This is a genomic window from Rhizobium favelukesii, assembly GCF_000577275.2.
GTDB lineage: Bacteria > Pseudomonadota > Alphaproteobacteria > Rhizobiales > Rhizobiaceae > Rhizobium > Rhizobium favelukesii.
Genome location: NZ_HG916852.1, coordinates 1358432 through 1379730 on the forward strand (window position 1 = coordinate 1358432; position 21299 = coordinate 1379730).

At 61.3% G+C, this 21299-nt stretch carries 22 protein-coding genes and 1 pseudogene; 8 read left to right on the top strand and 15 right to left on the bottom strand.

The window, feature by feature from the left end; translation table 11 throughout:
- Positions 1-6: 6 nt before the first annotated feature.
- The 5 genes and pseudogenes from pip to cysS all read right to left on the bottom strand — a co-directional run bounded on the left by pip (position 7) and on the right by cysS (position 3786).
- Positions 7-967, bottom strand: a pseudogene (gene pip, locus LPU83_RS45080) (prolyl aminopeptidase).
- A complete protein-coding gene (locus LPU83_RS45085; protein ID WP_024316447.1) occupies positions 964-1440 on the bottom strand; it encodes a GFA family protein in 477 nt (158 codons plus the stop codon). The pseudogene pip and the gene LPU83_RS45085 overlap by 4 nt, the downstream one beginning before the upstream one ends.
- Positions 1437-1925, bottom strand: a complete 489-nt coding sequence (locus tag LPU83_RS45090) for a GFA family protein (protein WP_024316448.1) — start codon at positions 1923-1925, stop codon at positions 1437-1439. The genes LPU83_RS45085 and LPU83_RS45090 overlap by 4 nt, the downstream gene beginning before the upstream one ends.
- Positions 1922-2398 carry a GFA family protein gene (locus LPU83_RS45095; protein ID WP_024316449.1) on the bottom strand — a complete coding sequence of 159 codons (477 nt, stop codon included), beginning with the start codon at positions 2396-2398 and terminating at the stop codon, positions 1922-1924. The genes LPU83_RS45090 and LPU83_RS45095 overlap by 4 nt, the downstream gene beginning before the upstream one ends.
- Positions 2395-3786 carry a cysteine--tRNA ligase gene (cysS, locus tag LPU83_RS45100; RefSeq protein ID WP_024316450.1) on the bottom strand — a complete coding sequence of 464 codons (1392 nt, stop codon included), beginning with the start codon at positions 3784-3786 and terminating at the stop codon, positions 2395-2397. The genes LPU83_RS45095 and cysS overlap by 4 nt, the downstream gene beginning before the upstream one ends.
- Before the next feature lie 309 nt (positions 3787-4095).
- Between cysS and LPU83_RS45105 the strand changes: the two genes are divergently transcribed.
- Entirely contained in the window at positions 4096-4842 is a 747-nt protein-coding gene (locus LPU83_RS45105) for a glycoside hydrolase family 25 protein (RefSeq protein WP_024316451.1), read from the top strand.
- A gap of 8 nt (positions 4843-4850) precedes the next feature.
- Here the strand turns inward: LPU83_RS45105 and LPU83_RS45110 are convergent, their stop codons facing one another.
- The 4 genes from LPU83_RS45110 to radA form a co-directional block, all read right to left on the bottom strand.
- Positions 4851-5591 (bottom strand): SDR family NAD(P)-dependent oxidoreductase, encoded by a 741-nt coding sequence (locus LPU83_RS45110; protein WP_024316452.1) that lies wholly within the window; start codon positions 5589-5591, stop codon positions 4851-4853.
- Positions 5592-5669: 78 nt separating this feature from the next.
- Positions 5670-7160, bottom strand: a complete 1491-nt coding sequence (gene purF, locus LPU83_RS45115) for an amidophosphoribosyltransferase (protein ID WP_024316453.1) — start codon at positions 7158-7160, stop codon at positions 5670-5672.
- 172 nt (positions 7161-7332) lie between these two features.
- The gene (locus tag LPU83_RS45120) at positions 7333-7959 is read right to left on the bottom strand and encodes a CvpA family protein (RefSeq protein ID WP_024316454.1); all 627 of its coding nucleotides are present in this window, start codon (positions 7957-7959) and stop codon (positions 7333-7335) included.
- 93 nt (positions 7960-8052) lie between these two features.
- Positions 8053-9456 (bottom strand): DNA repair protein RadA, encoded by a 1404-nt coding sequence (gene radA, locus LPU83_RS45125; protein ID WP_024316455.1) that lies wholly within the window; start codon positions 9454-9456, stop codon positions 8053-8055.
- A gap of 151 nt (positions 9457-9607) precedes the next feature.
- On the opposite strand from radA, the gene LPU83_RS45130 reads away from it, so the two are divergent.
- Positions 9608-10243: a LysE family translocator gene (locus LPU83_RS45130; RefSeq protein ID WP_024316456.1), complete on the top strand. Its 636-nt coding sequence runs from the start codon at positions 9608-9610 to the stop codon at positions 10241-10243.
- Positions 10244-10248: 5 nt separating this feature from the next.
- On the opposite strand, the gene alr is transcribed toward LPU83_RS45130, so the two are convergent.
- Positions 10249-11415 carry an alanine racemase gene (gene alr / locus LPU83_RS45135; protein ID WP_024316457.1) on the bottom strand — a complete coding sequence of 389 codons (1167 nt, stop codon included), beginning with the start codon at positions 11413-11415 and terminating at the stop codon, positions 10249-10251.
- A gap of 178 nt (positions 11416-11593) precedes the next feature.
- On the opposite strand from alr, the gene LPU83_RS45140 reads away from it, so the two are divergent.
- From LPU83_RS45140 to LPU83_RS45150, 3 genes are all read left to right on the top strand, one after another.
- Positions 11594-12415 (top strand): AraC family transcriptional regulator, encoded by an 822-nt coding sequence (locus tag LPU83_RS45140; protein WP_024316458.1) that lies wholly within the window; start codon positions 11594-11596, stop codon positions 12413-12415.
- Positions 12416-12487: 72 nt separating this feature from the next.
- A complete protein-coding gene (locus LPU83_RS45145) occupies positions 12488-13192 on the top strand; it encodes an AzlC family ABC transporter permease (protein ID WP_024316459.1) in 705 nt (234 codons plus the stop codon).
- Positions 13189-13491 carry an AzlD family protein gene (locus LPU83_RS45150; RefSeq protein WP_024316460.1) on the top strand — a complete coding sequence of 101 codons (303 nt, stop codon included), beginning with the start codon at positions 13189-13191 and terminating at the stop codon, positions 13489-13491. The genes LPU83_RS45145 and LPU83_RS45150 overlap by 4 nt, the downstream gene beginning before the upstream one ends.
- Positions 13492-13522: 31 nt before the next feature.
- On the opposite strand, the gene LPU83_RS45155 is transcribed toward LPU83_RS45150, so the two are convergent.
- Positions 13523-15019: a replicative DNA helicase gene (locus LPU83_RS45155; RefSeq protein ID WP_024316461.1), complete on the bottom strand. Its 1497-nt coding sequence runs from the start codon at positions 15017-15019 to the stop codon at positions 13523-13525.
- A gap of 341 nt (positions 15020-15360) precedes the next feature.
- On the opposite strand from LPU83_RS45155, the gene LPU83_RS45160 reads away from it, so the two are divergent.
- Genes LPU83_RS45160 through LPU83_RS45170 form a run of 3 tightly spaced genes read left to right on the top strand, consistent with a single transcriptional unit; the run spans position 15361 to position 18577 of the window.
- Positions 15361-15804 (top strand): MarR family winged helix-turn-helix transcriptional regulator, encoded by a 444-nt coding sequence (locus LPU83_RS45160; RefSeq protein WP_024316462.1) that lies wholly within the window; start codon positions 15361-15363, stop codon positions 15802-15804.
- Between the two features lie 10 nt (positions 15805-15814).
- Entirely contained in the window at positions 15815-17497 is a 1683-nt protein-coding gene (locus tag LPU83_RS45165) for an MFS transporter (RefSeq protein WP_024316463.1), read from the top strand.
- A gap of 15 nt (positions 17498-17512) precedes the next feature.
- Positions 17513-18577 (top strand): HlyD family secretion protein, encoded by a 1065-nt coding sequence (locus LPU83_RS45170; RefSeq protein ID WP_024316464.1) that lies wholly within the window; start codon positions 17513-17515, stop codon positions 18575-18577.
- Positions 18578-18636: 59 nt separating this feature from the next.
- On the opposite strand, the gene rplI is transcribed toward LPU83_RS45170, so the two are convergent.
- From rplI to rpsF, 4 genes are all read right to left on the bottom strand, one after another.
- The gene (rplI, locus tag LPU83_RS45175) at positions 18637-19212 is read right to left on the bottom strand and encodes a 50S ribosomal protein L9 (protein ID WP_024316465.1); all 576 of its coding nucleotides are present in this window, start codon (positions 19210-19212) and stop codon (positions 18637-18639) included.
- A 21-nt stretch (positions 19213-19233) separates the two neighbouring features.
- Positions 19234-20217, bottom strand: a complete 984-nt coding sequence (locus LPU83_RS45180; protein ID WP_024316466.1) for a YybS family protein — start codon at positions 20215-20217, stop codon at positions 19234-19236.
- 156 nt (positions 20218-20373) lie between these two features.
- The gene (gene rpsR / locus LPU83_RS45185; RefSeq protein ID WP_004680498.1) at positions 20374-20622 is read right to left on the bottom strand and encodes a 30S ribosomal protein S18; all 249 of its coding nucleotides are present in this window, start codon (positions 20620-20622) and stop codon (positions 20374-20376) included.
- Positions 20623-20634: 12 nt separating this feature from the next.
- The gene (gene rpsF, locus LPU83_RS45190; RefSeq protein WP_024316467.1) at positions 20635-21099 is read right to left on the bottom strand and encodes a 30S ribosomal protein S6; all 465 of its coding nucleotides are present in this window, start codon (positions 21097-21099) and stop codon (positions 20635-20637) included.
- Between the last annotated feature and the right edge of the window lie 200 nt (positions 21100-21299).

Below are 21299 nucleotides of genomic sequence, written 5' to 3' on the forward strand. Positions count from 1 at the left end.
GGCTCGCTATTGCTTTCCGGCGAACTTGTCCGTAGCGCGGATCAGCTTGTCGAGGATGCCTGGTTCCGAATAGGCGTGTCCGGCGCCTTCGATCAGATGGAACTCTGCCCTTGGCCATGCCTTATGCAATAGCCAGGCATACTTTGCCGGGCAGGGCATGTCGTAGCGGCCGTGCACGGATGACGCCGGGAACGTCCTTCAGCTTATAAGCATCGCGCAGCAACTGTCCTTCGTCCATCCAGCCCGCATTGACGAAGAAGTGGTTCTCGATGCGCGCGAAAGCATAGGCGAAGTCGGCCTCCTCGAACTTGCCGCTGGTCGACTTTTCCGGCAGCAGCGTGATCGTCTCGCCTTCCCAGATGCTCCAGGCTTTGGCAGCCTCTAGGGCAACGGCCCGGTCCGCGCCGGTAAGGCGGCGATTGTAAGCATGCATCATTTCATGGCGCTCTTCCGACGGGATCGGTGCAATGAAGCGCTCCCATTTGTCGGGGAACATTTCCGACACGCCGAACTGATAATACCAGTCGAGCTCGGCCTTGGTGAGCGTATAGATGCCGCGCACGATCAGCTCGGAAACACGCTCCGGATGCTTCTCGGCATAAGCGAGCGCCAGCGTCGAGCCCCACGAGCCACCGAAGACTTGCCACTTCTCGACGCCTGCCATCTCACGCAGCCGCTCGATGTCGGCGACAAGGTGCCAGGTCGTGTTGGCATTGAGATCGGCGTGCGGCGTGGACTTGCCGCAACCACGCTGGTCGAACAGCAATACGTCGTACAGCGCAGGGTCGAAGAGGCGGCGGTGGCTCGGCGAAAAGCCGCCGCCGGGCCCGCCGTGCAGGAAGATCGCCGGCTTTGCACCCGGCGTGCCCGAACGCTCCCAATAGATCTTATGGCCGTCGCCGACGCCGAGGTGGCCGGAGGCATAGGGTTCGATCTCGGGGTAGAGGGTACGGAGCACTTCAGTCATATTTTGACGCCTTCGGCTGGCCAGATTGCAGTATCGTGATCGGGATGCTGGAAGGAAATGATTGCCTCCTGCTGCGCGTAGTAATCCGGGTCCTTGTGAATGGGCTGGTCGAAGATCGTCTCGACCCAGGGGATGCGGGCGTCGTAGTTGACCTGAATTTGCGGCGACAGATCGCTGCGGTCGTCGAATGTTCCGATCGCCAGCTCGAGGCCGCCCGGGTGGCGGTAGGTCATCGGCGTGCCGCAATTTTTGCAGAAGCCGCGCTCGATATTGACGGAGGACTGGAAATAGCTGGGCGCGCCGCGCGTCCACGCCATGCCTTCGTCAGGCGCCGTGACCAGGGCGGAGAAGAACCCGCCGAACTGCTTCTGGCACATACGGCAATGGCAGATCGAGGGACGGCCAAGCTTGCCGCTGATGCGGAATCTAACTGCGCCGCATTGACAGCCGCCGGTTCGAATGGGTTCGCTCATTGTGACGCTCCGGTTGGCCAATGGGCCGTGTCGTGATCGGGATGCTGGTGATTGCTCGCGGCAATGGCGTTGTCGCGATCGGGCGTTTCGGGTTCCGGCTCGACGGGCAGGGCATCGAGCTCGTGAAACCAGCTCATCCTGCGTCCGGTGTTCGATTGCATCACCGGCTTGACGCTATCGGGATCGTCCAACGAGCCGAGCGCGATGTTGATGAAGTCGGCATCCGGAACATCGTAGAAAAGCGGCGTCCCGCAGTCCGCGCAAAAGCCGCGCCGTACGATACCGGAAGAGTGGAACCATTTGGGCTCGCCGCGCGTCAGTGCGAAATCTGTTCGCTTCGCCGCAGCCAGCGGCATGAAGTAGTTTCCGGCCGCCTTCTGGCACATGCGGCAGTGGCAAAGGTGCGGATAGCCGAGTTCGCCGACGGCCCGGTAGCGAACCGCGCCGCACTGGCAACCTCCGCTCAGAGCCGCTGCGGGTGTCATGGATGTCTCTCCTCAGGCCACGTCGTCGTGTCATGGTCCGGATGCTGGTAGGATACGATGTCGAGCACGAAGGGAGCAGCCTCGGCATCGTCTTCCGTCTCTCGGGCGGGCAACTCATGCAGATGGTCGACGAAGCCGATCTTGCCTTCCGTGCCGAACTGGATGACTGGCGCAAGGGCGGACGGATCATCGAAGGCGCCTGCCGCGACCGCCATGCCATCCGGCGCCTCGTAAGTCAGCGGCGTGCCGCAATCGGCGCAGAAGCCGCGCTCGACCATGTTGGACGAACGAAAGCGCTTGCGCTCGCCGCGCGTCCATTCGAACTCGGCGCCACGCACGGAGACCAGCGGTGCGTAATAGGCACCGAACGCCTTCTGACACATGCGGCAATGACAGATGGACGTCTCCTTCAAGGTGCCGCGAACGCGAAAACGGATCGCCCCGCACTGGCACCCACCGGTATAGGTGGTCATCTCTTCACCTCCCACTTAGTCACCCGTTCGCCGGTGGCCGGATCCTTGCCGTCCTTCAGCTGGATGCCTTCGGCAAGCAGGGTGTCGCGTATTGTGTCGGCCTCGGGGAAGTTCTTCGCCTTGAGCAATTCGAGCCGCGCCTTCACGCGTCGGTCGATTTCGATGGCGACCGCTTCGTCGATTTCTGCCTTCTCAGGCAGGACACCGAGCAGGATCGCGCTGGCGGCAAATGTTGCGTGATCGCCGGACTGGGCAAGCGCATGCAACGCTTGAACGGCCGCCACCGTGTTGAGGTCGTCGGCCAAAGCGCTGAGGACAGCGGCGTCGGGCTGCGCGCCCGCTGCGTCCGCTGCCGGCCACTTGGCGAGCACCCGTTCGGCCTCCTCCAGCCGCTTGACCGAAAAGTCGATCGGCTCGCGGTAGTGGGTCATCAGCATGGCAAGACGCAGGACTTCGCCGGGCCACTGCCGGCCGCCGAACTTCTCGGTGTGTAGCAACTCGTAGATAGTGACGAAATTGCCTTCCGACTTCGACATCTTGCGGCCCTCGACCTGCAGGAAGCCGTTGTGCATCCAGACGTTTGCCATGACCTTGGTGCCATGGGCGCAACGCGACTGGGCGATCTCGTTCTCATGGTGGGGGAAGATCAGGTCGAGACCGCCGCCGTGAATGTCGAAGACCTCGCCCAGATAGCGTTCGCTCATGGCCGAGCATTCGATATGCCAGCCCGGGCGACCGCGCCCCCAAGGGCTTTCCCAGCCGGGTTCGTTGTCGCTCGAAAGCTTCCAGAGGACGAAGTCGCCCGGGTTTTTCTTGTGCGCTTCGACCGCGACGCGCGCGCCTGCCTGCTGTTCCTCGAGGTTGCGCCTGGAAAGCGCGCCGTAATCTGTCATGGATTTCGTATTGAACAGCACTTCGCCCTCCGCCTGATAGGCGTGGCTCTTGGCAATCAGCTTCTCAATGATCGCGATCATCTGGGCAATGTTGTCGGTCGCCCGCGGCTGGATCGTCGGATCAAGGCAGCCGAGGGCCTTGGCGTCTTCGAGATATTGCGTCTCGGTTCTTTCGGTGACCAAGCGGATCGCCTCGTTCAGCGGCAAGCCGGGGTGGTCGCGCAGAGCCCGCGCATTGATCTTGTCATCGACGTCGGTGATGTTGCGCGCATAGGTGACATGTTCGGCGCCATAGACATGGTTCAGCAGCCGAAACAGCACGTCGAAGATGATGGCGGGACGCGCGTTGCCGATATGGGCGTAGTCATAAACAGTCGGGCCGCAAACATACATGCGCACGTTCTGCGAATCGATCGGCGCGAAGGCTGCCTTGTCGCGCGTCAGCGTGTTGTAAAGCTTCAGTTCCGGCTTCTTAGTGTCTGGCGCGCCGGCCATATCTACTCTCCCAAATGCAATGATCCGAAAAATTCTACCACCGGCGGGCCGGGGCGTTTCTCATCTTGGACTTTTCAGGAGACGAAAACGGCCAGGCCAGCGAGCGCGCTAGCGAATAATCTTCCGGCAGATAATGCAGACAACCGTTTTCATGGCGGGTTTTATGGCGCGGGAACCGGGTTTGGTCAAGGGGGTGAGAAGCGGCCCGGCCGACGCCCGAAGCGTAAGCCCGGGGCCTGGCGTGCCTCCCGCATCGCAGGGCAACAAAATTCTGTTACAACCGGCCAAAGAAAGCGAAAGAGCCCTGGTGTGAAAAGCCTCTGTCGAACAATCCTCGGACTGGTGATTCTGGCTGTCGCGGTCGCATCGTATCTGGCATACGATCGTGCGATGGCACCGTTCACTCCTCCGACGCTTGCGGACTATCCCATACAGGGCATCGACATCAGCCACCATCAGGGCGCCGTAGATTGGCGAGCCTTGGCACGGCAGCCGAACGTTCGCTTCGCGATCATGAAGGCGACCGAGGGCGGGGATCACCGCGACACGCGCTTTGCCGAAAACTGGAAGGCTGCGAAAGATGCCGGCATCGTGCCCGGCGCCTATCACTTCTTCACATTCTGCCGCCCCGGCCGTGAACAGGCCCGTAATCTAATGGCGACTGTGCCTGTCGAAGCGGACGCGTTGCCGATCGCGATCGACCTCGAATTCACCGGCAACTGTGGCAAGGTGCCGACGCTCGATGAACTGGTTGCGGAAATCAACGCATTCCTGGACGAACTGAACGGCGCTTATCCCGGCCGGCCGATCTTCTATCTGAACCAGCAATTCTTCGATCAATACCTGAAGGGAAACGAGGCACGGTTCCCCGATCACTATCTATGGCTGCGCAGCATCGGGCAGGAGCCACGGCAGAACGACTGCCGCGACTGGTCAATCTGGCAGTTCGCCGATAACGGCACGCTGAACGGCATTCAGGGACCAGTGGACCTCAACGCGCTATGTCCCTCGGAAACAGGCTTCGCTCACCTGTTGGCGGCCGCTCCGTCAAGTTGATTGTTGCCTTACTCCGGCAGGCGGTAGTCGACGAGCTTGTTTTCGCGAACGATGAAGAGCTTGCCGGTCTCGGTCACGTCGGGGCCGACCAGCGGCAGGATCGCCTTGGCGACCTCGGAGGGATGCGGCAACGTGTCTGGATTTTCGCCCGGAACGGCCTGCGCGCGCATGGCGGTGCGGGTGGCGCCAGGATCGACACTGGTGATGCGAAGCGGCGTGCGCTGCGTTTCTCCGGCCCAGGTACGGGCAAGCGCTTCGACGGCAGCCTTGGACGCGGAGTAGGGACCCCAGAAAGGACGGCACTTGTGCGCAGCGCCGGATGAGAGAATGGCGGCGCGGCCGGCCTCCGAGCGCGAAAGCAGCGGATCGACCGAACGGATCAGTCGCCACGTCGCCGTGACGTTGATGTTCATCACCTTCTCGAAGGTCTTTGCCTCGATATGCCCGATCGGCGAAATCACGCCGAGTACGCCCGCATTGGCGACCAGGATGTCGAGTTTGCCCCAGCGCTCGAAGATCGAGGCGCCGAGCGCATCGATCGCGTTCATGTCGGCCAGGTCGAAGGGGACAAGGGTGGCCGAGCCGCCAACGGACTTGATCGCATCGTCGAGATCCTCGAGGCCGCCGACCGTGCGAGCACAGGCAATCACATGGGCGCCGGCTTTTGCCAGTTCAAGTGCCGTGAAATAACCGATGCCGCGGGATGCGCCGGTGACGAGCGCGATCTTGCCTTCAAGGTTGATAGTCATTGTGCCCCGGTCCTGCGTCGCTGAAAAATCAAGGGGCGCAATAAGCGCCCCCTCATGAAATGTCAAAGCCAATGCCTGTCAGCCATTGGTCGCGAGCAGGGAAACCTTGCGGCCCATCGTTTCGCCGTCCTTGTCGAGAAGGCGAGTCGGATAGTCGCCGGTGAAGTAGTGGTCGGTGAACTGCGGGCGGGCGTTGTTACGGTCCTCGCCGCCGACGGCGCGATAAAGGCCGTTGATCGACAAGAACTGCAGGGAGTCGGCGCCGATATATTTGCACATGGCCTCGAGACTGTCGTACTGGTTGGCCAGCAGCTTCTCGCGGTCCGGCGTGTCGATGCCGTAGAAGTCAGGATAATAGATCATCGGGCTGGCGACGCGCAAATGCACTTCCTTGGCGCCGGCATCGCGGATCATCTGCACGATCTTCAGCGAGGTGGTGCCGCGCACGACCGAATCGTCGACGAGCACGACGCGCTTGCCCTCGATCATCGCCCGGTTGGCGGAGTGCTTCAGTTTGACGCCGAAGGCGCGGATCTGCTGCGTCGGTTCGATGAAGGTGCGACCGACATAATGGTTGCGGATGATGCCGTATTCGAAGGGAATGCCGCTTTCCTGAGCGTAGCCGAGCGCTGCCGGTGTGCCGCCGTCCGGTACGGGAACGACGACATCAGCCGCAACAGGCGCTTCCTTGGCAAGGTTGACGCCCATGTTCTTGCGCGCGACATAGACGCTGCGACCGCCGACGACAGAGTCCGGACGAGCGAAATAGACATATTCGAACAGGCAGAGGCGCTCCGGCTGGCCGTTGCCGGCCTTGCGGGCGTCGATCGAGATCGAGCCGTCCGGCTGGATTTCGCAGATGATGACTTCGCCGTTCTCGACGTCGCGGACGAACTTGGCGCCGATGATGTCAAGCGCGCAGGTCTCCGAGCAGAAGATCGGCTTGCCGTCGAGCTCACCCATGACGAGCGGACGGATGCCGGTGGGATCGCGCGCTGCAATCAGCTTCGTGCGCGTCATGGCGAGCATCGAATAGCCGCCTTCCATCTGGCGGATCGCGTCGATGAAGCGGTCAGCCGTGGAGCTGTAGCGTGAGCGGGCGATGAGGTGGAGAACGACTTCCGTATCGGAGGTCGACTGACAGATGGCGCCACCGGCGATCAGCTGGCGGCGAAGGGTGAGCCCGTTCGTGAAGTTGCCGTTGTGGGCGATGGCGATGCCGCCGACTTCGAGTTCCGCAAAGAGCGGCTGCACGTTGCGGAGCGCCACTTCGCCGGTCGTTGAATAGCGATTGTGGCCGATCGAGATGTTGCCGGGCAGGCGGGCGAGGGTGGTCGGGTTCGTGTAATGATCGCCGACGAGGCCCATATGCCGTTCGGAGTGGAAGCGCAAACCATCGAAGGAGACGATACCGGCCGCTTCCTGCCCGCGATGCTGAAGGGCGTGAAGGCCGAGCGCCGTCAACGTTGACGCATCGTCATGGCCAAGAATGCCGAAGACGCCGCATTCTTCGTGGAGCGTATCTCCATCGAATTCATCATTGAGCGTCAAGGAATGAGACTGGTTCATCGATGCGGGCCTTTGCTCTCACAAGAATGGATCGGCTTTTCCATAGCATGACGCCGTTATCATGCGTTTTAAACGGCTGAGGCCCGGCGGAGCGGATGCCCGGCCGGACCTTTATTCACGTTTCGCTCAAATGGCAATTGCCAGGTGGCGGGTCAAGCTGTTGAACACTGCGTCAATTCGACGGCTGTTGTGCACCATTCGCAGGGGCGGGCGCTGCATCTTCGGCTGGCGCCTGATCGGATGCCGGCGCATTGCCACTCTCAGTATTGCCGCCCTGCGGCTGAATTTTGTCCATCACGCTCGCCCGCACCATCTGCGCGAACTCGGCCGGCAGTACGGACTGCAACTTGACGACCATCGAGTCCAGGAACGGTTTCGACTTGGCGTTGTTCACCCAGGCCGGGCGGTGATCCGCGTCCACGAGCCAGTTCCAGAAAGCGACGGCGACGACGAGAAGAAGTATGCCCCTAGCCGCGCCGAAGAGAAAGCCCAAAGTGCGGTCCAGCGCGCCGATCCGGCTGTCGATGATGAAGTCAGCGATCTTCATGGTAATGAAGGAAATCACGATCAGCGCGATCAGGAACACGACCGCGGCCGAACCGACGATCGCGATGCGGTCGTCATCCGTGTACTTCCTCGCGTAGGGAACGAGGTAGGGATAGAAATAGTATGCGGCGGCTGCAGAGCCGCCCCAGCTTGCGATCGAAAGAACTTCGCGGGAGAAGCCGCGCACCATTGCAAGTACGGCGGAGAAAAGAACGACGCCGATGACAATACCGTCGAAAATCGTAATGGGCATATAAATTCAACTCCAGGACCGCCGTTTATCTACGGCTTGGTCGCGCCTCATTGCGTGCTTCCTATAACATCACCGATGCTGGCGATGAAAGGATCAAACCTCTTCTTCCACACGTCGCAGTGCGCCTTTCGACCCGGCAATACGTGCAACCAGGTCCGGCAGGCTTTCAATCTCACTCCAGCGACCGCCGGAACCCTTCGGCAGGTCAGCTGACGCCGAGGGAAGCAGCGCGGCAGAAAAGCCCAGCTTCTCGGCTTCTTTGAGGCGCTGGGACGTATGTGAAACCGGCCGGACGGCGCCCGACAGGCTGACTTCGCCGAAATAGACACAATTGGCCGGGAGGGCAATACCGGCAAGCGAGGAAACCAGGGCCGAGGCGACGGCGAGATCGGCGGCCGGCTCGGAGATGCGGTAGCCGCCTGCGATGTTGAGATAGACGTCGTGCTGGCCTAGTCGCACGCCGCAATGGGCCTCGAGTACGGCAAGGATCATCGACAGACGCGCCGAATCCCAGCCGACGACGGCGCGGCGGGGGGTGCCGAGCGACGTCGGGGCAACGAGCGCCTGCACTTCCACAAGGATTGGACGCGTGCCCTCCATGCCGGCAAAGACGGCTGCTCCCGGCGATTTCTCGTTGCGCTCGCCAAGGAAGAGTTCAGAGGGATTGGCGACCTCGCGCAGTCCCTTGTCTGACATTTCGAAGACGCCGATCTCGTCCGTCGGTCCAAAGCGGTTCTTGACCGTGCGCAGGATACGGTAGTGATGGCCGCGATCGCCTTCGAAGTAGAGAACGGCATCAACCATGTGCTCGACGACACGGGGGCCTGCGATCTGCCCGTCCTTGGTGACGTGGCCGACGAGAACCATCGCCGCGCCGGTCTGCTTGGCGAAGCGGATCATCGACTGAACGCCGGTGCGCACCTGCGTCACCGTTCCAGGCGCGGATTCAGCCAGTTCGCTCCAAAGCGTCTGGATGGAGTCGATGATCACAAGATCGGGCCGCTTGCCTTCCGCAACCGTCGCCAGAATGTCCTCGACATTGGTTTCGGCAGCCAGCAGGACATCGGTGTCGGCCGCCTGCAGGCGCTGCGCCCGCAACCGTACCTGGGCTACCGCCTCTTCACCCGAAACATAGATGATCCGATGGCCGCGACGGGAAAGCGCTGCCGCCCCCTGCATCAGCAGCGTCGACTTGCCGATACCAGGATCGCCACCGATCAGCACGGCCGAACCGCGCACGAAGCCGCCGCCGAGCGCCCGGTCGAGTTCCGAGATGCCGGTGTTGATGCGCGGCGCTTCTTCAATCTCGCCAGAGAGTGCCGTCAATGCCACCGGGCGGCCTTTCTTCGGCGTCTTGGTCGGCCCACCGCCGATGCCGCCCATCGGGTCTTCTTCGACGATTGTATTCCACTCGCCGCAGTTATCACACTTGCCCGCCCAGCGGTTATGGACCGCACCGCAGCTCTGGCAGATGAATTGTGTCCTGGCCTTCGCCATCAATCATGCTTTCGGTTGGATGGCCGCCAGCGCGTCGCATCGAATCACTTTGATTGCTCAAATAATCATTCGCGGCACCGATCAAAACTAATGATTTCCCTATCAGGGGCTCTGGTGGCACTTGTTCTCCACTGTCTTGGAGGCCACGACGATGCTGGACTATTCCCTCGCGCACTGGATCGCGTTTTTGACCGCGGCAGTCCTGCTCAACCTGTCACCGGGTCCCGACATGGCCTTCATTCTCGGCCACACCCTCAAAAGCGGGACAAGGACCGGCTTTGCCGCACTCTTCGGCATCTGGACCGGCGCCAGCCTGCATGTGGCCATGGCGGCATTCGGTCTCTCCGCGATCCTCGCCGCCTCTGCGCTGGCCTTTTCGATCGTGAAATGGGTCGGTGCAATCTACCTCATCTGGCTCGGCATTCAGGCCCTGCGCTCGAAAGGCGATGGCGGTCTGGTCAATGCGGCGAAGGACGTCCTGCCCTGGAGCCGCGTCTACAGACAGGGCATCCTGGTTTCGCTTCTGAACCCGAAAGTCGCGATCTTCTTCCTCGCCTTCCTGCCGCAATTCGTGGTCGACGCCGCCGGACCGACCTGGCTGCAGCTGGCGGTCCATGGCGTGCTCATCATCGCCGTTGCCGCCTTCATCGAGCCGCCGCTTATTCTGGCGGGAGGCCGCCTTGCCGATCTCATCAAGCGCAAGAGAAGCATCGGCCTCTGGCTCGACCGCGGTCTTGGCGCGCTGCTGCTGGCGCTCGGCGTGCGACTGGCCCTGACGACGCGCTGAGGTCCTTAGTCTTCCTCATGCAGGTAGCGCCGCTCGTGGCGTAGGCCGATGCTGGTCAGGATCTCATAGCCGATCGTGCCGGCCGAGCGCGCGACGTCGTCGACGAGCACGTTCTTCCCGAACAGTTCCACGTAATCGCCTGCACGCACTGCGTTTTCGGGAAGATCCGTAACGTCGAAAATGGTCAGGTCCATGCTGATGCGCCCCGCAACCGGGACCTTCCGCCCGGCCACGAAGCCCTGTCCTCCCCGCGGCACGGTCTGACGCAGCGGCACGCCAGCGCTCGACTGGCTGCGCAGGTACCCGTCGGCATAGCCGGCCGACACGATGGCGAGCCTGCTGTCGCGGGTCAGTCGCGTGGCGCGGCCATAGCCGACGGATTCGCCCTCTTTCACCGTGCGAACCTGAATGATCCGCGCCTCGGCGCTCACCACCGGCCGCATCGGGTTCACCATGTCGTTGACGGATTCGCCGCCGTAGAGCGCAATACCGGGACGCGTGAGATCAAAGTGATAGTCGCTGCCGAGGAAGATGCCAGCCGACGCTGCAAGGCTTGAATCGATACCTTCATAGGCGGCGCTAACCTGTCGAAATGATTCAAGCTGTTGCCGGTTCATCTCCGACGAATGGTCGTCGCTGCAGGCCAGATGACTCATGACGAGCACCGGCGCAAAACTTGCCGGGCGCGAAACGTCGTCGGCAAGCGCGATCGCCTCGTCCATGGAAAGGCCCAGCCTGTTGAAGCCCGTATCGACATTGAGCGCGCAGGGGTAATCGCCGTATTCGGCAAGAACCGCCATCCAGAAGGCGAGTTGCTCTTCCGACGAGATCACCGGCACGAGGTCGTTTTCGAAGAGCCGCCGCTCAGTGCCGGGCCAGATGCCGGAGAGGACGAAAATGCGTGCGTCCGGCGCGTAGGGCCGCAGCGTCACGCCTTCATCGACGGTGGCCACGAAGAAATCACGTGCGCCGGCCATGTAGAGCGCTTCGCCGGAGTCTTCGATGCCGGTGCCATAGGCGTCCGCCTTCACGACCGCGGCGGCCCGCGCCTTTGCCGAGCGTCGCGCCATGTCCTTCCAGTTTTCCGTCAACGCCGTCAGATCGACGGTCAGGCGCAGGCCGGCGGAATCGAATGGATCTTCGTCTTCGAAACTATCAATAAAATCAGTCATGGTACTTCACAAAAGTGGGAGGGTGCTTGTCGCATGGCAGTCTAGAGATCAATACGGCAAAGTGAAAGCAAGCCAAGGAGATATCGATCTTGCGATCACTTTTGTTCAAGACGCAGGCGCGCGCCTGAAGTAGTTTGGTTCGATGGAGAATGTATCGCAAAAAGAGGCGGCCGACGCGATGCCGCTCGCAGGCATCGAACGGGCGCGCTTCTGGCGTGACCGGCGATTCCGCAACATGGAATGCCTGAGCGCAAGCTTCCTGACGCATGAGTATGCGCCTCATGCCCACGACACCTTCTCGATTGGCGCGATCGAAAGCGGCACGCAGATCGCAACGATGAAGGGCGTCCGGGAGGAGACCGGCGCAGGCGATCTCTATCTCATCGACCCAGGCGTCGTGCATGACGGCGTTCCGGGCGGCGAGGGGTATCGCTATCGAATGATCTATCCCGATGCCAAACTCTTCGTCGACATCCTCGAAGACGTGACCGGCAGGGCTTTCAACGGCACGCCGTCCTTCCCGAAGGAGCTTCTCAACGATCCCGAGATGGCGGCTGCCTTCCATTCCGCTCATCGCGTGCTGGAGAGCGGTGCGGGAGCACTGGAATCGGAGGAGGGGATGTTTCGCGTGCTCGCGGCGATCTTCCAGCGTTACGGCAGCACGATCGTCGTGCCGGTGGATACGAAGGAGCGTAGCGCGGTTGGCCGCGCTCGCGATTATCTGACCGATAATTTCGACAGCGACATCGGGCTTGATGAATTGGCTGAAGTCGCGGCTTTGAGCCGCGCGCATCTCATCCGGGCGTTCCGGCGCGAGTATCACATCACCCCGCATGCCTTTCTGACCGACGAGCGGGTGCGCGAGGCGCGCAAGCTATTGCGGGCAGGGCAGGCGCCTGCCGACGTGGCGATCCAGTGTGGCTTCGCCGACCAGGCGCATTTCACCCGCCACTTCAAAGCGCGTACCGGCGTCACGCCGGGACAGTATCGCGCGGGGTGATCACTTTCGTTCAAGACGGTCGCCGTGCAGCGGCTTAACACCCTCCGAGCTTTAGCAGTTCTGGAGGATTCAATGCCTACGCAAAGGCGACCGATCGGCGATTTTCTTGCCGGAGCGAGAGCAATCCTGCCTCTCGTCGTCGCCGTCATTCCGATCGGTCTCGTCTTCGGCGCAGTGTCGGCCACGAAAGGCCTGTCTCCTCTTGAGGCGACCCTGATGAGTGCACTGGTCTTTGCCGGTGGCTCGCAATTCGTTGCCATGGATCTCTGGACGCACCCGGCAAGCTGGGCGGGCATCGGCTTTGCCGCGCTGCTCGTCAATATCCGCCACGTCCTGATGAGCGCGTCCCTCGGCACGAAGATGCAATCGTTCTCGGGCGTGCGGAAATATGCGGCCATGCTGTTCCTGGCCGATGAGATATGGGCGATCGCCGAATTCCGAGCAGGCGTGGCGCGGCTGACGCCTTCGTGGTTTGCCGGCATCGCCATGCCGTTCTATGTGGCTTGGGTCGGCGCCACGCTGATGGGCGCCTCGCTCGGCGCCTTCTTCGGCGATCCGGCTGCCCTCGGGCTCGACTTCGCCTTTCCGGCGGTTTTCGTGGTGCTGGTGATGGGATTCTGGAAGGGGCGCGAGACGGGATCGGTGCTGGCTGCGAGCGCTCTGGCGGCCGTTCTCGTTCACCAGTTCGTGCCTGGCGTCTGGTACATCGCCGCCGGCGCGCTCGCCGGACTTGCCGCGGCGCTGTGGACGGGCAAGGCGAAGGCGGTCACGGCATGACCCTGGAGATAAACACGCTTCTTGCGATCCTCGCCATGGCTGCTGCAACGGTGCTGACACGGATGAGCGGCCTGCTTCTCATTCGCCATGTCGAGATGACCGAGCAGACCCGAACGGCCATCGAGGCTATCCCGCCGGCGGTCCTAATGGCGGTGATCGCACCCACTGCCTTTGCGACAGGCTGGGCCGAAACGGCTGCCTGCCTCGTGACGGCGCTCGCAGCGCGCCGCCTGCCGATGCTTGCAAGTGTTGCCGTCGGCGTGGCAACCGTTGCCGTCCTGCGAGCTGCCGGCCTGTAGATCGAATGGCGCACTGACGAGAAAGAACTCGTCAGTGCTCTTCGTATTGGATGAAGGAGGGATCGGCGAGATCCGCAAAGCGCGTGAACTCAGACTGGAAGGCAAGCTTCACCGTGCCGGTCGGTCCGTGGCGCTGCTTGGCAATGATGACGTCGGCGGTGCCCTTTACCTTGTCGAACAGGGCTTCCCATTCCGGGTACTTCGGATCGGCGATATCGCGCGGTTCACTGTTCTTGACGTAATATTCCTCGCGGAACACGAACAGCACCACGTCGGCGTCCTGCTCGATCGAGCCCGATTCACGAAGGTCGGAAAGCTGTGGGCGCTTGTCGTCGCGGCTTTCCACCTGACGCGACAGCTGGGAAAGCGCGATGATCGGAACGTTCAGTTCCTTGCCGAGCGCCTTCAGGCCGGTGGTGATCTGGGTGATTTCCTGCACGCGGTTTTCGCCAGACTTGCCCGAGCCTGTCATCAGCTGAATATAGTCCACCACCAGGCAATCGAGGCCGCGCTGGCGCTTCAATCGGCGGGCGCGAGCAGAAAGCTGGGCGATCGAGATACCACCTGTCTGGTCGATATAGAGCGGCACCTTCTGCATCATCATCGAGCAGGCGACGAGCTTTTCGAAGTCGGCATCGTTGATGTCGCCGCGGCGGATCTTCGAGGACGAGACTTCCGTCTGTTCGGAGATGATACGCGTGGCGAGCTGTTCGGACGACATTTCGAGCGAGTAGAAGCCGACGACGCCGCCGTTCTTCGCCTTCATGCTGCCGTCCGCCTGCACTTCGCCCTCATAGGCGGCGGCGATGTTGTAGGCGATGTTGGTTGCAAGCGAGGTCTTGCCCATGCCGGGACGTCCGGCAAGTACGATCAAGTCGGAGCGCTGCAGGCCGCCCATCTTCGAGTCGAGCGAGTGGATGCCGGTGGAAATGCCGGAAAGGCCACCGTCGCGTTCCTTGGCCACGGCCGCCATGTCGATCGCCAGCGCGACCGCGTCGTTGAACGCCTGGAAACCGCCGTCGTAGCGACCGTTTTCGGCGAGTTCGAACAGACGGCGCTCAGTGTCCTCGATCTGTGTCTGCGGCGGCATGTCCAGCGGTGCATCATAAGCGATGTTGACGACGTCTTCACCGATTGTGATGAGTGCGCGGCGGAGCGCCAGATCATAGATCGCCCGACCGTAGTCTTCGGCGTTGATGATGGTCACGGCTTCGCGGGCGAGCCGAGCGAGGTATTCGGAGACCGTCATGTCGCCGACCTTTTCCTCAGCCTTGAGGAAGGTCTTGATCGTCACCGGATTGGCGATCTTGCCCATACGGATGATGTCGCCCGCGACTTCGAAGATCTTGCGGTGCAGCGGTTCGTAGAGATGGATCGGCTTCAGGAAGTCCGACACCCGGTAGTAGGCGTCGTTGTTCATCAGGATCGCGCCGAGAAGCGCCTGTTCGGCTTCGATATTGTTGGGGGCTTCCCGATAGTGCTGCTCCGCTGGAGCAACGGCGGCAATCTTTCGAGCGACGTCGTTCATCTTGATCCGTTCTGTCTTCTTCAGCTTCGGGTGTGGCGCGCGCAAGCGACAAAATCAAGCGCGGAAGCGAGAAGGCTTGTGTGCCGCCGTCGATACAGAAGGCCTTTGCCCGTTGTTCGACTTCTCCACAGCCGTACTTGCGGTCAGTGCAAAAATACCGAAAGTGTCACCTGCAGAACACGGCCAGAAACGACTCACTTCCATTGTGTCTTGCGTGGTAGTCTAAGCCCGTCGGGGGAGACTTGCATCCAAACAGAGGCTGACGGCTCTTGAAAAAGACCGGAAAACAATATAGGTAGTAAAGATATAATTAGCATGCTAACGAAATAGGACTGAAATATATGGGAAATCCCGTTCTCGGGCGCGAGCTTATCGAAGACCTTGCCGCTTTCAATCGCAAGCTCAGAGCCGTCTTCGACAAGATAGTGCGGGAGCGCAACATGACGTTGCCGCGCGCCCGTGTCTTCTTCACGCTCAACAAAAAGGACGGAATCAACCAGCGTGAACTTGCCGAACGGCTGGAGCTGGAGACGCCAACGCTCGTCAGAATTCTAGATGCGATGGAAGGGCAAGGTTTCGTCCAGCGGCGTGTGGCCGGCTCCGATCGTCGCGCCAAGGAAATCTATATCACCGACACCGGCAAGGTCGTGGCCGGCGAGATTGATGACATCGCCGTGAAAGTGCGCGCACAGGTCATCGCCGGTATTCCCGAAAATGATCTGAAGACTACTTTGGAAGTGATCCGGGCCATGCAAGCCAACCTGCAGGGCATTCGCGGAATTTGAGGTCCTGCCGATGAGCCTCGCCGAGACCGCCAACGACAATGTGGCGCCACGGCCCGCCGAAGAGGCGAAGCCGGACACGCAACAGACGCCGTCGCCGCCACCGGCGGCGGGCGTGCCGATGCCGGTCTGGAAAATGCCGCTCTACATGGCGGCGTCGGTCCTGCTTTTTCTGACCCAGGGCCTCGGCATGAACCTGCTGACCGCCAACATCTATCAGCTGCAGGGCTCGTTTTCCGCGACCACCACTGAAGTCTCCTGGCTCTCGGCGGCCTATATGGCACCTTATGCCAGCATGTCGATTGCCCTCTTCAAGATCCGTACACAATACGGTCTTCGCCGTTTCGCTGAACTCGGCATTATCTGTTTCGTCGTTGCGGCGGTGCTCAATCTCCTTGTCACGGACCTGCATTCCGCGATCGTCGTGCGCACCCTGAGCGGCATGGCCGCCGCGCCGCTCTCGACGCTCGGCTTTCTATACATGCTGGAGCCTTTCCCTCAGGAAAAAAAGCTCTCGCTCGGGATTAGCCTCGCCCTGATGTGCACGCTGTTTGCGTCGCCCGTCGCGCGCATCGTCTCGCCATCGCTGCTTCAGTTCGGCGGGTACGAGGCGCTCTACATGTTCGAGATGGGGCTCGCCCTGATCGTTTTTCCGATCATCTATTTGCTGCCGCTCACGGCACCGCCTCGGGCCAATGTCATCCAGCTGCATGACATTCTGAGCTATCTATTGCTCGCTGTCGGCTTCGGCTGCCTGGCTGTCGTGCTGACGCTCGGCCGACTTTATTGGTGGTTCGAGGCGCCCTGGATCGGCGTTCTGTTGGCCATATCGGTCGGCTCCATCGCTTTGATGCTGGTGATCGAATTGCCGCGCAACAGTCCCCTGATCGATTTCCGCTGGCTGTTTTCGGGGGCCAATATGCGCATGGCGGGCGTCCTGCTGCTCTTCCGTTTCGTTTCTTCCGAGCAATCGTCCTCCGCTGCCAGCTTCTACCAGCAGTTGGGATTGTTGAACGACCAGACCGTAACGCTCTATGCGGTCATCCTCCTTGCTTCCCTGGCTGGCGGGCTTTTCTGTGCATTTCTGATGACGACGCGTTACGTTGAGACCGCCCACGTATTTGCACTCGCTCTCATCGCAGGCGGCGCCTTTCTGGACAGCCAGTCGACGAGCCTGACCAGACCGCCTCAGATGTATCTGAGCCAGGCGATGGTCGCCACCGGTGCAGCGATGTTCCTGCCGCCGGTCATGGCGAAGGGCTTCAAGGCCGCGATCTCCCGCGGCATGCCGTATATCGTCAACTTCCTTGTGATCTTCGTCTTCACTCAGAGCATTGGCTCGCTGTTTGCCTCGGCGATGCTCGGAACGTTCGTGACCATCCGGGAGAAGTTCCACTCGAACGTGCTCGTCGAGCACATCCTGCTGCAGGATCCGATCGTGGCGCAGCGCATCTCACAGCTGAGCGCGGCATACGGCAAGGTGCTTGGCGACAAGATGCTGCTCAACGCTGAAGGTCTGGTGCTGCTCGCCCAGCAGGTCAGCCGCGAGGCCTATATTCTCGCATACAACGACACCTTCCTCGTCATCGGCTACTCCTCTGTCTTTGGCCTGATCGTCATTCTTTTCCATCAAGCGTGGCGCCGGCTGGCCCGGGCCAGGACAAGCCAGCCCGATGCAACCCCCGCTCCATCGTGATCTCAGGGTCCCAACATGTTGAAGCTCCTTCGGTCCCCCTCGACCGTCATCGCAGTGCTCGCCGGCATCGCCGGCGTCTTCCTCGTTCTCTATGCATGGCGCCTGCCGCCGTTCGTCACGTCAGTAGAGACGACCGACAATGCTTATGTTCGAGGCTATGTCACGATCATGAGCCCGCAGGTGAGCGGCTATGTCGTCGATGTTCCCGTGAAGGACTATCAGCAGGTCAAACAGGGCGATACGCTTGCCCAGATCGACGACCGCATCTACGCCCAGAGGCTTGCCCAGGCGCGTGCGGCGCTCGACGGGCAGAAGGCGTCGCTGGAGAATTCGCGCCAGTCGGAACTCTCGGCAAAGGCGAGCATCGCCTCCAGCCAGGCGCAGATCGATAGCGCGAATGCATCGCTGACGCGTGCGCAGCAGGCCTGGGATCGCGTCAGCAATCTCAGCAACCGCGGCATTGCATCGCAAAGTGAGACTGAAGCCGCGCAGGCGACACTTGACCAGGCCAAGGCTGCGCTGAACCAGGCAAAGGCCGCGCTGGAAGTTTCCGAGCAAAACCTTGCAACGATCATCGTCAATCGCTCGCTGCTGGAAGCCAATGTTTCAAGCGCGGAAGCCGCGGTGCACCTCGCGGAAATAGACCTGCAGAACACCAAGATCGTCGCGCCGCGCGACGGTCATCTCGGCGAAGTCGGCGTACGCGTCGGGCAGTATGCGACGGCGGGAACACAGCTCATGGCTGTTGTGCCGGAGGATGTTTGGGTCGTCGCGAATTTCAAGGAGACACAGCTCTATGGCATGCAGGTCGGGCAGCCGGTGACCATCACGGTCGATGCGCTTGGCAAGCAGCGCCTGAAGGGATTCATCGAGCGCTTCTCGCCCGCCGCCGGGTCGGAATTCGCGGTCATCAAGGCGGACAATGCGACGGGCAATTTCGTGAAGATCGCGCAGCGTGTCGGTGTGCGCATCGGCTTCGATGCCGACCAGCCGGCGGTAAAGGATCTGGGCCCCGGGCTCTCGGTCGTCGTCGACGTCGACAAGAACGCTCCGCCGCAGCAGAACACAGCCGCCAAATAAGCAGAAAGCCCGGCACCGGCCGGGCTTTCCTAGATTTCCAGAGAGGATCTCTCCGAAAATTAAGCTTCGTCGCCTTCGAGGTCAGCTTCCGGATCGAAGAAGTCTTCCGGACGAAGAGCGTCTTCGTCAACGCCGTAGATGGCGTCAACGGAGGTGAGGGTTTCACCCTTGGACTGACGGCCAGCTTCCTCAGCCGAACGAGCAACGTTGAGCTCGACGTGGATTTCGACTTCAGCGTGGAGCTGCAGCTCAACCTTGTGCAGGCCGATCGACTTTATCGGGGTGTTCAGATGAACCTGGTTGCGGCCGATGTTGAAGCCTTCTGCAGCGAGAATTTCAACGACGTCGCGAGCAGCGACCGAGCCGTACATCTGGCCGGTTTCGCCAGCCGAGCGGACGACGATGAACGACTTGCCGTCGAGGGCGTCAGCAACCTTCTGTGCTTCCGACTTGCGCTCGAGGTTACGAGCTTCGAGCGTTGAACGCTCGGATTCGAAACGCTTCTTGTTGGCTTCGTTGGCGCGAAGCGCCTTGCCGAGCGGCAGGAGGTAGTTGCGAGCGAAGCCGTCGCGAACCTTTACGGTTTCGCCCATCTGGCCGAGCCTGGAGATGCGTTCAAGAAGAATGACTTCCATGTTCGTGTTCCTTTCGTGTCTCTAGATTTTCGTGTCTGTCTGTTTGGGGGCATCGACATCCTTGTGCGGGGTCAGTGCGATGGCCTTGCGGGTATCGCTCAAGCCCACCACGAGGATGAAAAAGGCTGGCACCATCAGGATGAGCGATGCCAGGTAGCAGAGGATGAGCGCCGGCAGGCGCCAATCCCTGCCGCGCGTGCGGAAGTGCAGCGCGGCGAAGCCGGAAAGCAGGAAGCCGGCGCCGAAGGTGCCGACGACGGTTGCTCCGATCATGGCCGGCATGCCACCGAAGAAGGTGGCGGCAAGACCGACGAGAAAAACGAAGATCGAATTGCGGTTCATGCGCAGCGCCGAGGGGATATCCTCGCGTGGACGCAGGCCGCGGCCGGATGCGCTGACGATCCGGGTCGCGATGTAATAGGCGGCAAACAGCATCACCACCCACATGCCGCCCTGAATGGCGGGCAGCATGAGCAGAACGAGGGATTTGGTCTGCGCCGTTACCGCCGGATCGGGCGAAAACTCGGGCTGCTGCTGTGCAAGCGAGCCGAACATCACGTCCACGAGCCGATCGATGAGATCTGGGCCGTAGCCGATCATCAGTCCGACGACGATGACGGCGATCGTCACCAGGCCGCAGAGGTGCAGCAGAATGTCCGAAAGCGGATACCAGGCTATCAGATGATCGGGACCGCCGAGTTCGGAGGCCGGGCGGGCAAGGTTTGCAAGGTGGCTGAGCCAGCCGGCCGGCAGCAGCGTGACCAGCGTCATCATCAGCGCGAAGGACGGCGAGATGGCGATCGCGCCAACTGTAGCCGCGGTGACGATGGCAGAGATGGCCGCCATGTTGCCCCAGCCGAGGCCGACAAGAAGAATGGGAAGTGCGGATGCAGCATAGAGAACGGCACTGAACGACGGCTGCATGCTGGCGCCAAGCACCAGAAGTGCGGCGGTCAATCCGGCGAGCGCGCCGATGCCTAGCGTTTTTGCGTTCAGTTGCTTCACGGTCGCTGTCCTGCTTCATCGAGCAGTTAGAGGGACTTTCCTGAATCGGTTTCAGAAAGGCCTCAACATGGGTTTTAAGAGTTCCGATCCGCGCCCATCGCGAAAGGGAGAAGGGAAGGCATCGCTGCCTTCCCTCGATTTGGTCTCGTCAGCTAACTAAGCGACGACATACGGCAGCAGGCCGAGGAAACGAGCACGCTTGATCGCCTGAGCGAGTTCGCGCTGCTTCTTCTGCGAAACAGCCGTGATACGGGAAGGAACGATCTTGCCGCGCTCGGAAATGTAGCGCTGCAGGAGACGGACGTCCTTGTAGTCGATGCGCGGAGCGTTTGCGCCGGAGAACGGGCACGTCTTGCGACGACGATGGAACGGGCGACGGACCGGAGCGGAGGAAGCTTCAGACATTCTTAGATCTCCTTATGCACGGTCTTCGCGCGGACGGCGCGGACGATCTTCACGGTCACCGAAGCCACCTTCACGCGGCGGGCGAGGACCACGGTCGCCGAAGCCGCCTTCACGCGGGCCACGGGCGCCATCACGCGGGCCGCGGTCGTCGCGGTCGCGCTTCTGCATCATGGCAGACGGGCCTTCTTCGTGCTTTTCAACTGCGATCGTCATATAGCGCAGGACATCTTCGCTGATGCGCATCTGGCGTTCCATTTCCTGGACGGCAGCTGCCGGTGCATCGATGTCCATCAGGGCGTAGTGTGCCTTGCGGTTCTTCTTGATGCGGTAGGTGAGGGACTTGAGGCCCCAGTTCTCGATGCGCCCGACCTTGCCGCCGTTAGCTTCGATCACACCCTTGTACTGTTCTACGAGGGCATCGACCTGCTGAGCGGAAATATCCTGTCGGGCAAGGAATACATGTTCATAAAGAGCCATGACAGCTTTGCCTTTCTTGCGTTGGTTCAACCCGATATTCGGCGGCTAAGCCTCAACGACTGCTCCTGACAGGCGGCAAGCGCCAAGCAAGAAAAGCGTTCCGAGACGGTCGAGAGCGGAGACACGGGAGGCTGGAACGCTTCCGTTCCGACGATTCTCTTGCGAAAACCGGCCCTCCGTTCAGCCACCAGCCAGAAGAC

What these genes read in the sequence shown, in the direction of transcription:
- radA (WP_024316455.1), bottom strand. Translation starts at nt 9,456, where the DNA reads ATGGCGAAGGCCAGGACACAATTCATCTGCCAGAGCTGCGGTGCGGTC.
- LPU83_RS45165 (WP_024316463.1), top strand. Translation starts at nt 15,815, where the DNA reads ATGAGCCTCGCCGAGACCGCCAACGACAATGTGGCGCCACGGCCCGCC.
- LPU83_RS45085 (WP_024316447.1), bottom strand. Translation starts at nt 1,440, where the DNA reads ATGAGCGAACCCATTCGAACCGGCGGCTGTCAATGCGGCGCAGTTAGA.
- LPU83_RS45095 (WP_024316449.1), bottom strand. Translation starts at nt 2,398, where the DNA reads ATGACCACCTATACCGGTGGGTGCCAGTGCGGGGCGATCCGTTTTCGC.
- LPU83_RS45150 (WP_024316460.1), top strand. Translation starts at nt 13,189, where the DNA reads ATGACCCTGGAGATAAACACGCTTCTTGCGATCCTCGCCATGGCTGCT.
- LPU83_RS45160 (WP_024316462.1), top strand. Translation starts at nt 15,361, where the DNA reads ATGGGAAATCCCGTTCTCGGGCGCGAGCTTATCGAAGACCTTGCCGCT.
- purF (WP_024316453.1), bottom strand. Translation starts at nt 7,160, where the DNA reads ATGAACCAGTCTCATTCCTTGACGCTCAATGATGAATTCGATGGAGAT.
- alr (WP_024316457.1), bottom strand. Translation starts at nt 11,415, where the DNA reads ATGACTGATTTTATTGATAGTTTCGAAGACGAAGATCCATTCGATTCC.
- LPU83_RS45120 (WP_024316454.1), bottom strand. Translation starts at nt 7,959, where the DNA reads ATGCCCATTACGATTTTCGACGGTATTGTCATCGGCGTCGTTCTTTTC.
- rplI (WP_024316465.1), bottom strand. Translation starts at nt 19,212, where the DNA reads ATGGAAGTCATTCTTCTTGAACGCATCTCCAGGCTCGGCCAGATGGGC.
- LPU83_RS45170 (WP_024316464.1), top strand. Translation starts at nt 17,513, where the DNA reads ATGTTGAAGCTCCTTCGGTCCCCCTCGACCGTCATCGCAGTGCTCGCC.
- LPU83_RS45110 (WP_024316452.1), bottom strand. Translation starts at nt 5,591, where the DNA reads ATGACTATCAACCTTGAAGGCAAGATCGCGCTCGTCACCGGCGCATCC.
- LPU83_RS45090 (WP_024316448.1), bottom strand. Translation starts at nt 1,925, where the DNA reads ATGACACCCGCAGCGGCTCTGAGCGGAGGTTGCCAGTGCGGCGCGGTT.
- LPU83_RS45130 (WP_024316456.1), top strand. Translation starts at nt 9,608, where the DNA reads ATGCTGGACTATTCCCTCGCGCACTGGATCGCGTTTTTGACCGCGGCA.
- rpsR (WP_004680498.1), bottom strand. Translation starts at nt 20,622, where the DNA reads ATGTCTGAAGCTTCCTCCGCTCCGGTCCGTCGCCCGTTCCATCGTCGT.
- rpsF (WP_024316467.1), bottom strand. Translation starts at nt 21,099, where the DNA reads ATGGCTCTTTATGAACATGTATTCCTTGCCCGACAGGATATTTCCGCT.
- cysS (WP_024316450.1), bottom strand. Translation starts at nt 3,786, where the DNA reads ATGGCCGGCGCGCCAGACACTAAGAAGCCGGAACTGAAGCTTTACAAC.
- LPU83_RS45155 (WP_024316461.1), bottom strand. Translation starts at nt 15,019, where the DNA reads ATGAACGACGTCGCTCGAAAGATTGCCGCCGTTGCTCCAGCGGAGCAG.
- LPU83_RS45145 (WP_024316459.1), top strand. Translation starts at nt 12,488, where the DNA reads ATGCCTACGCAAAGGCGACCGATCGGCGATTTTCTTGCCGGAGCGAGA.
- LPU83_RS45140 (WP_024316458.1), top strand. Translation starts at nt 11,594, where the DNA reads ATGCCGCTCGCAGGCATCGAACGGGCGCGCTTCTGGCGTGACCGGCGA.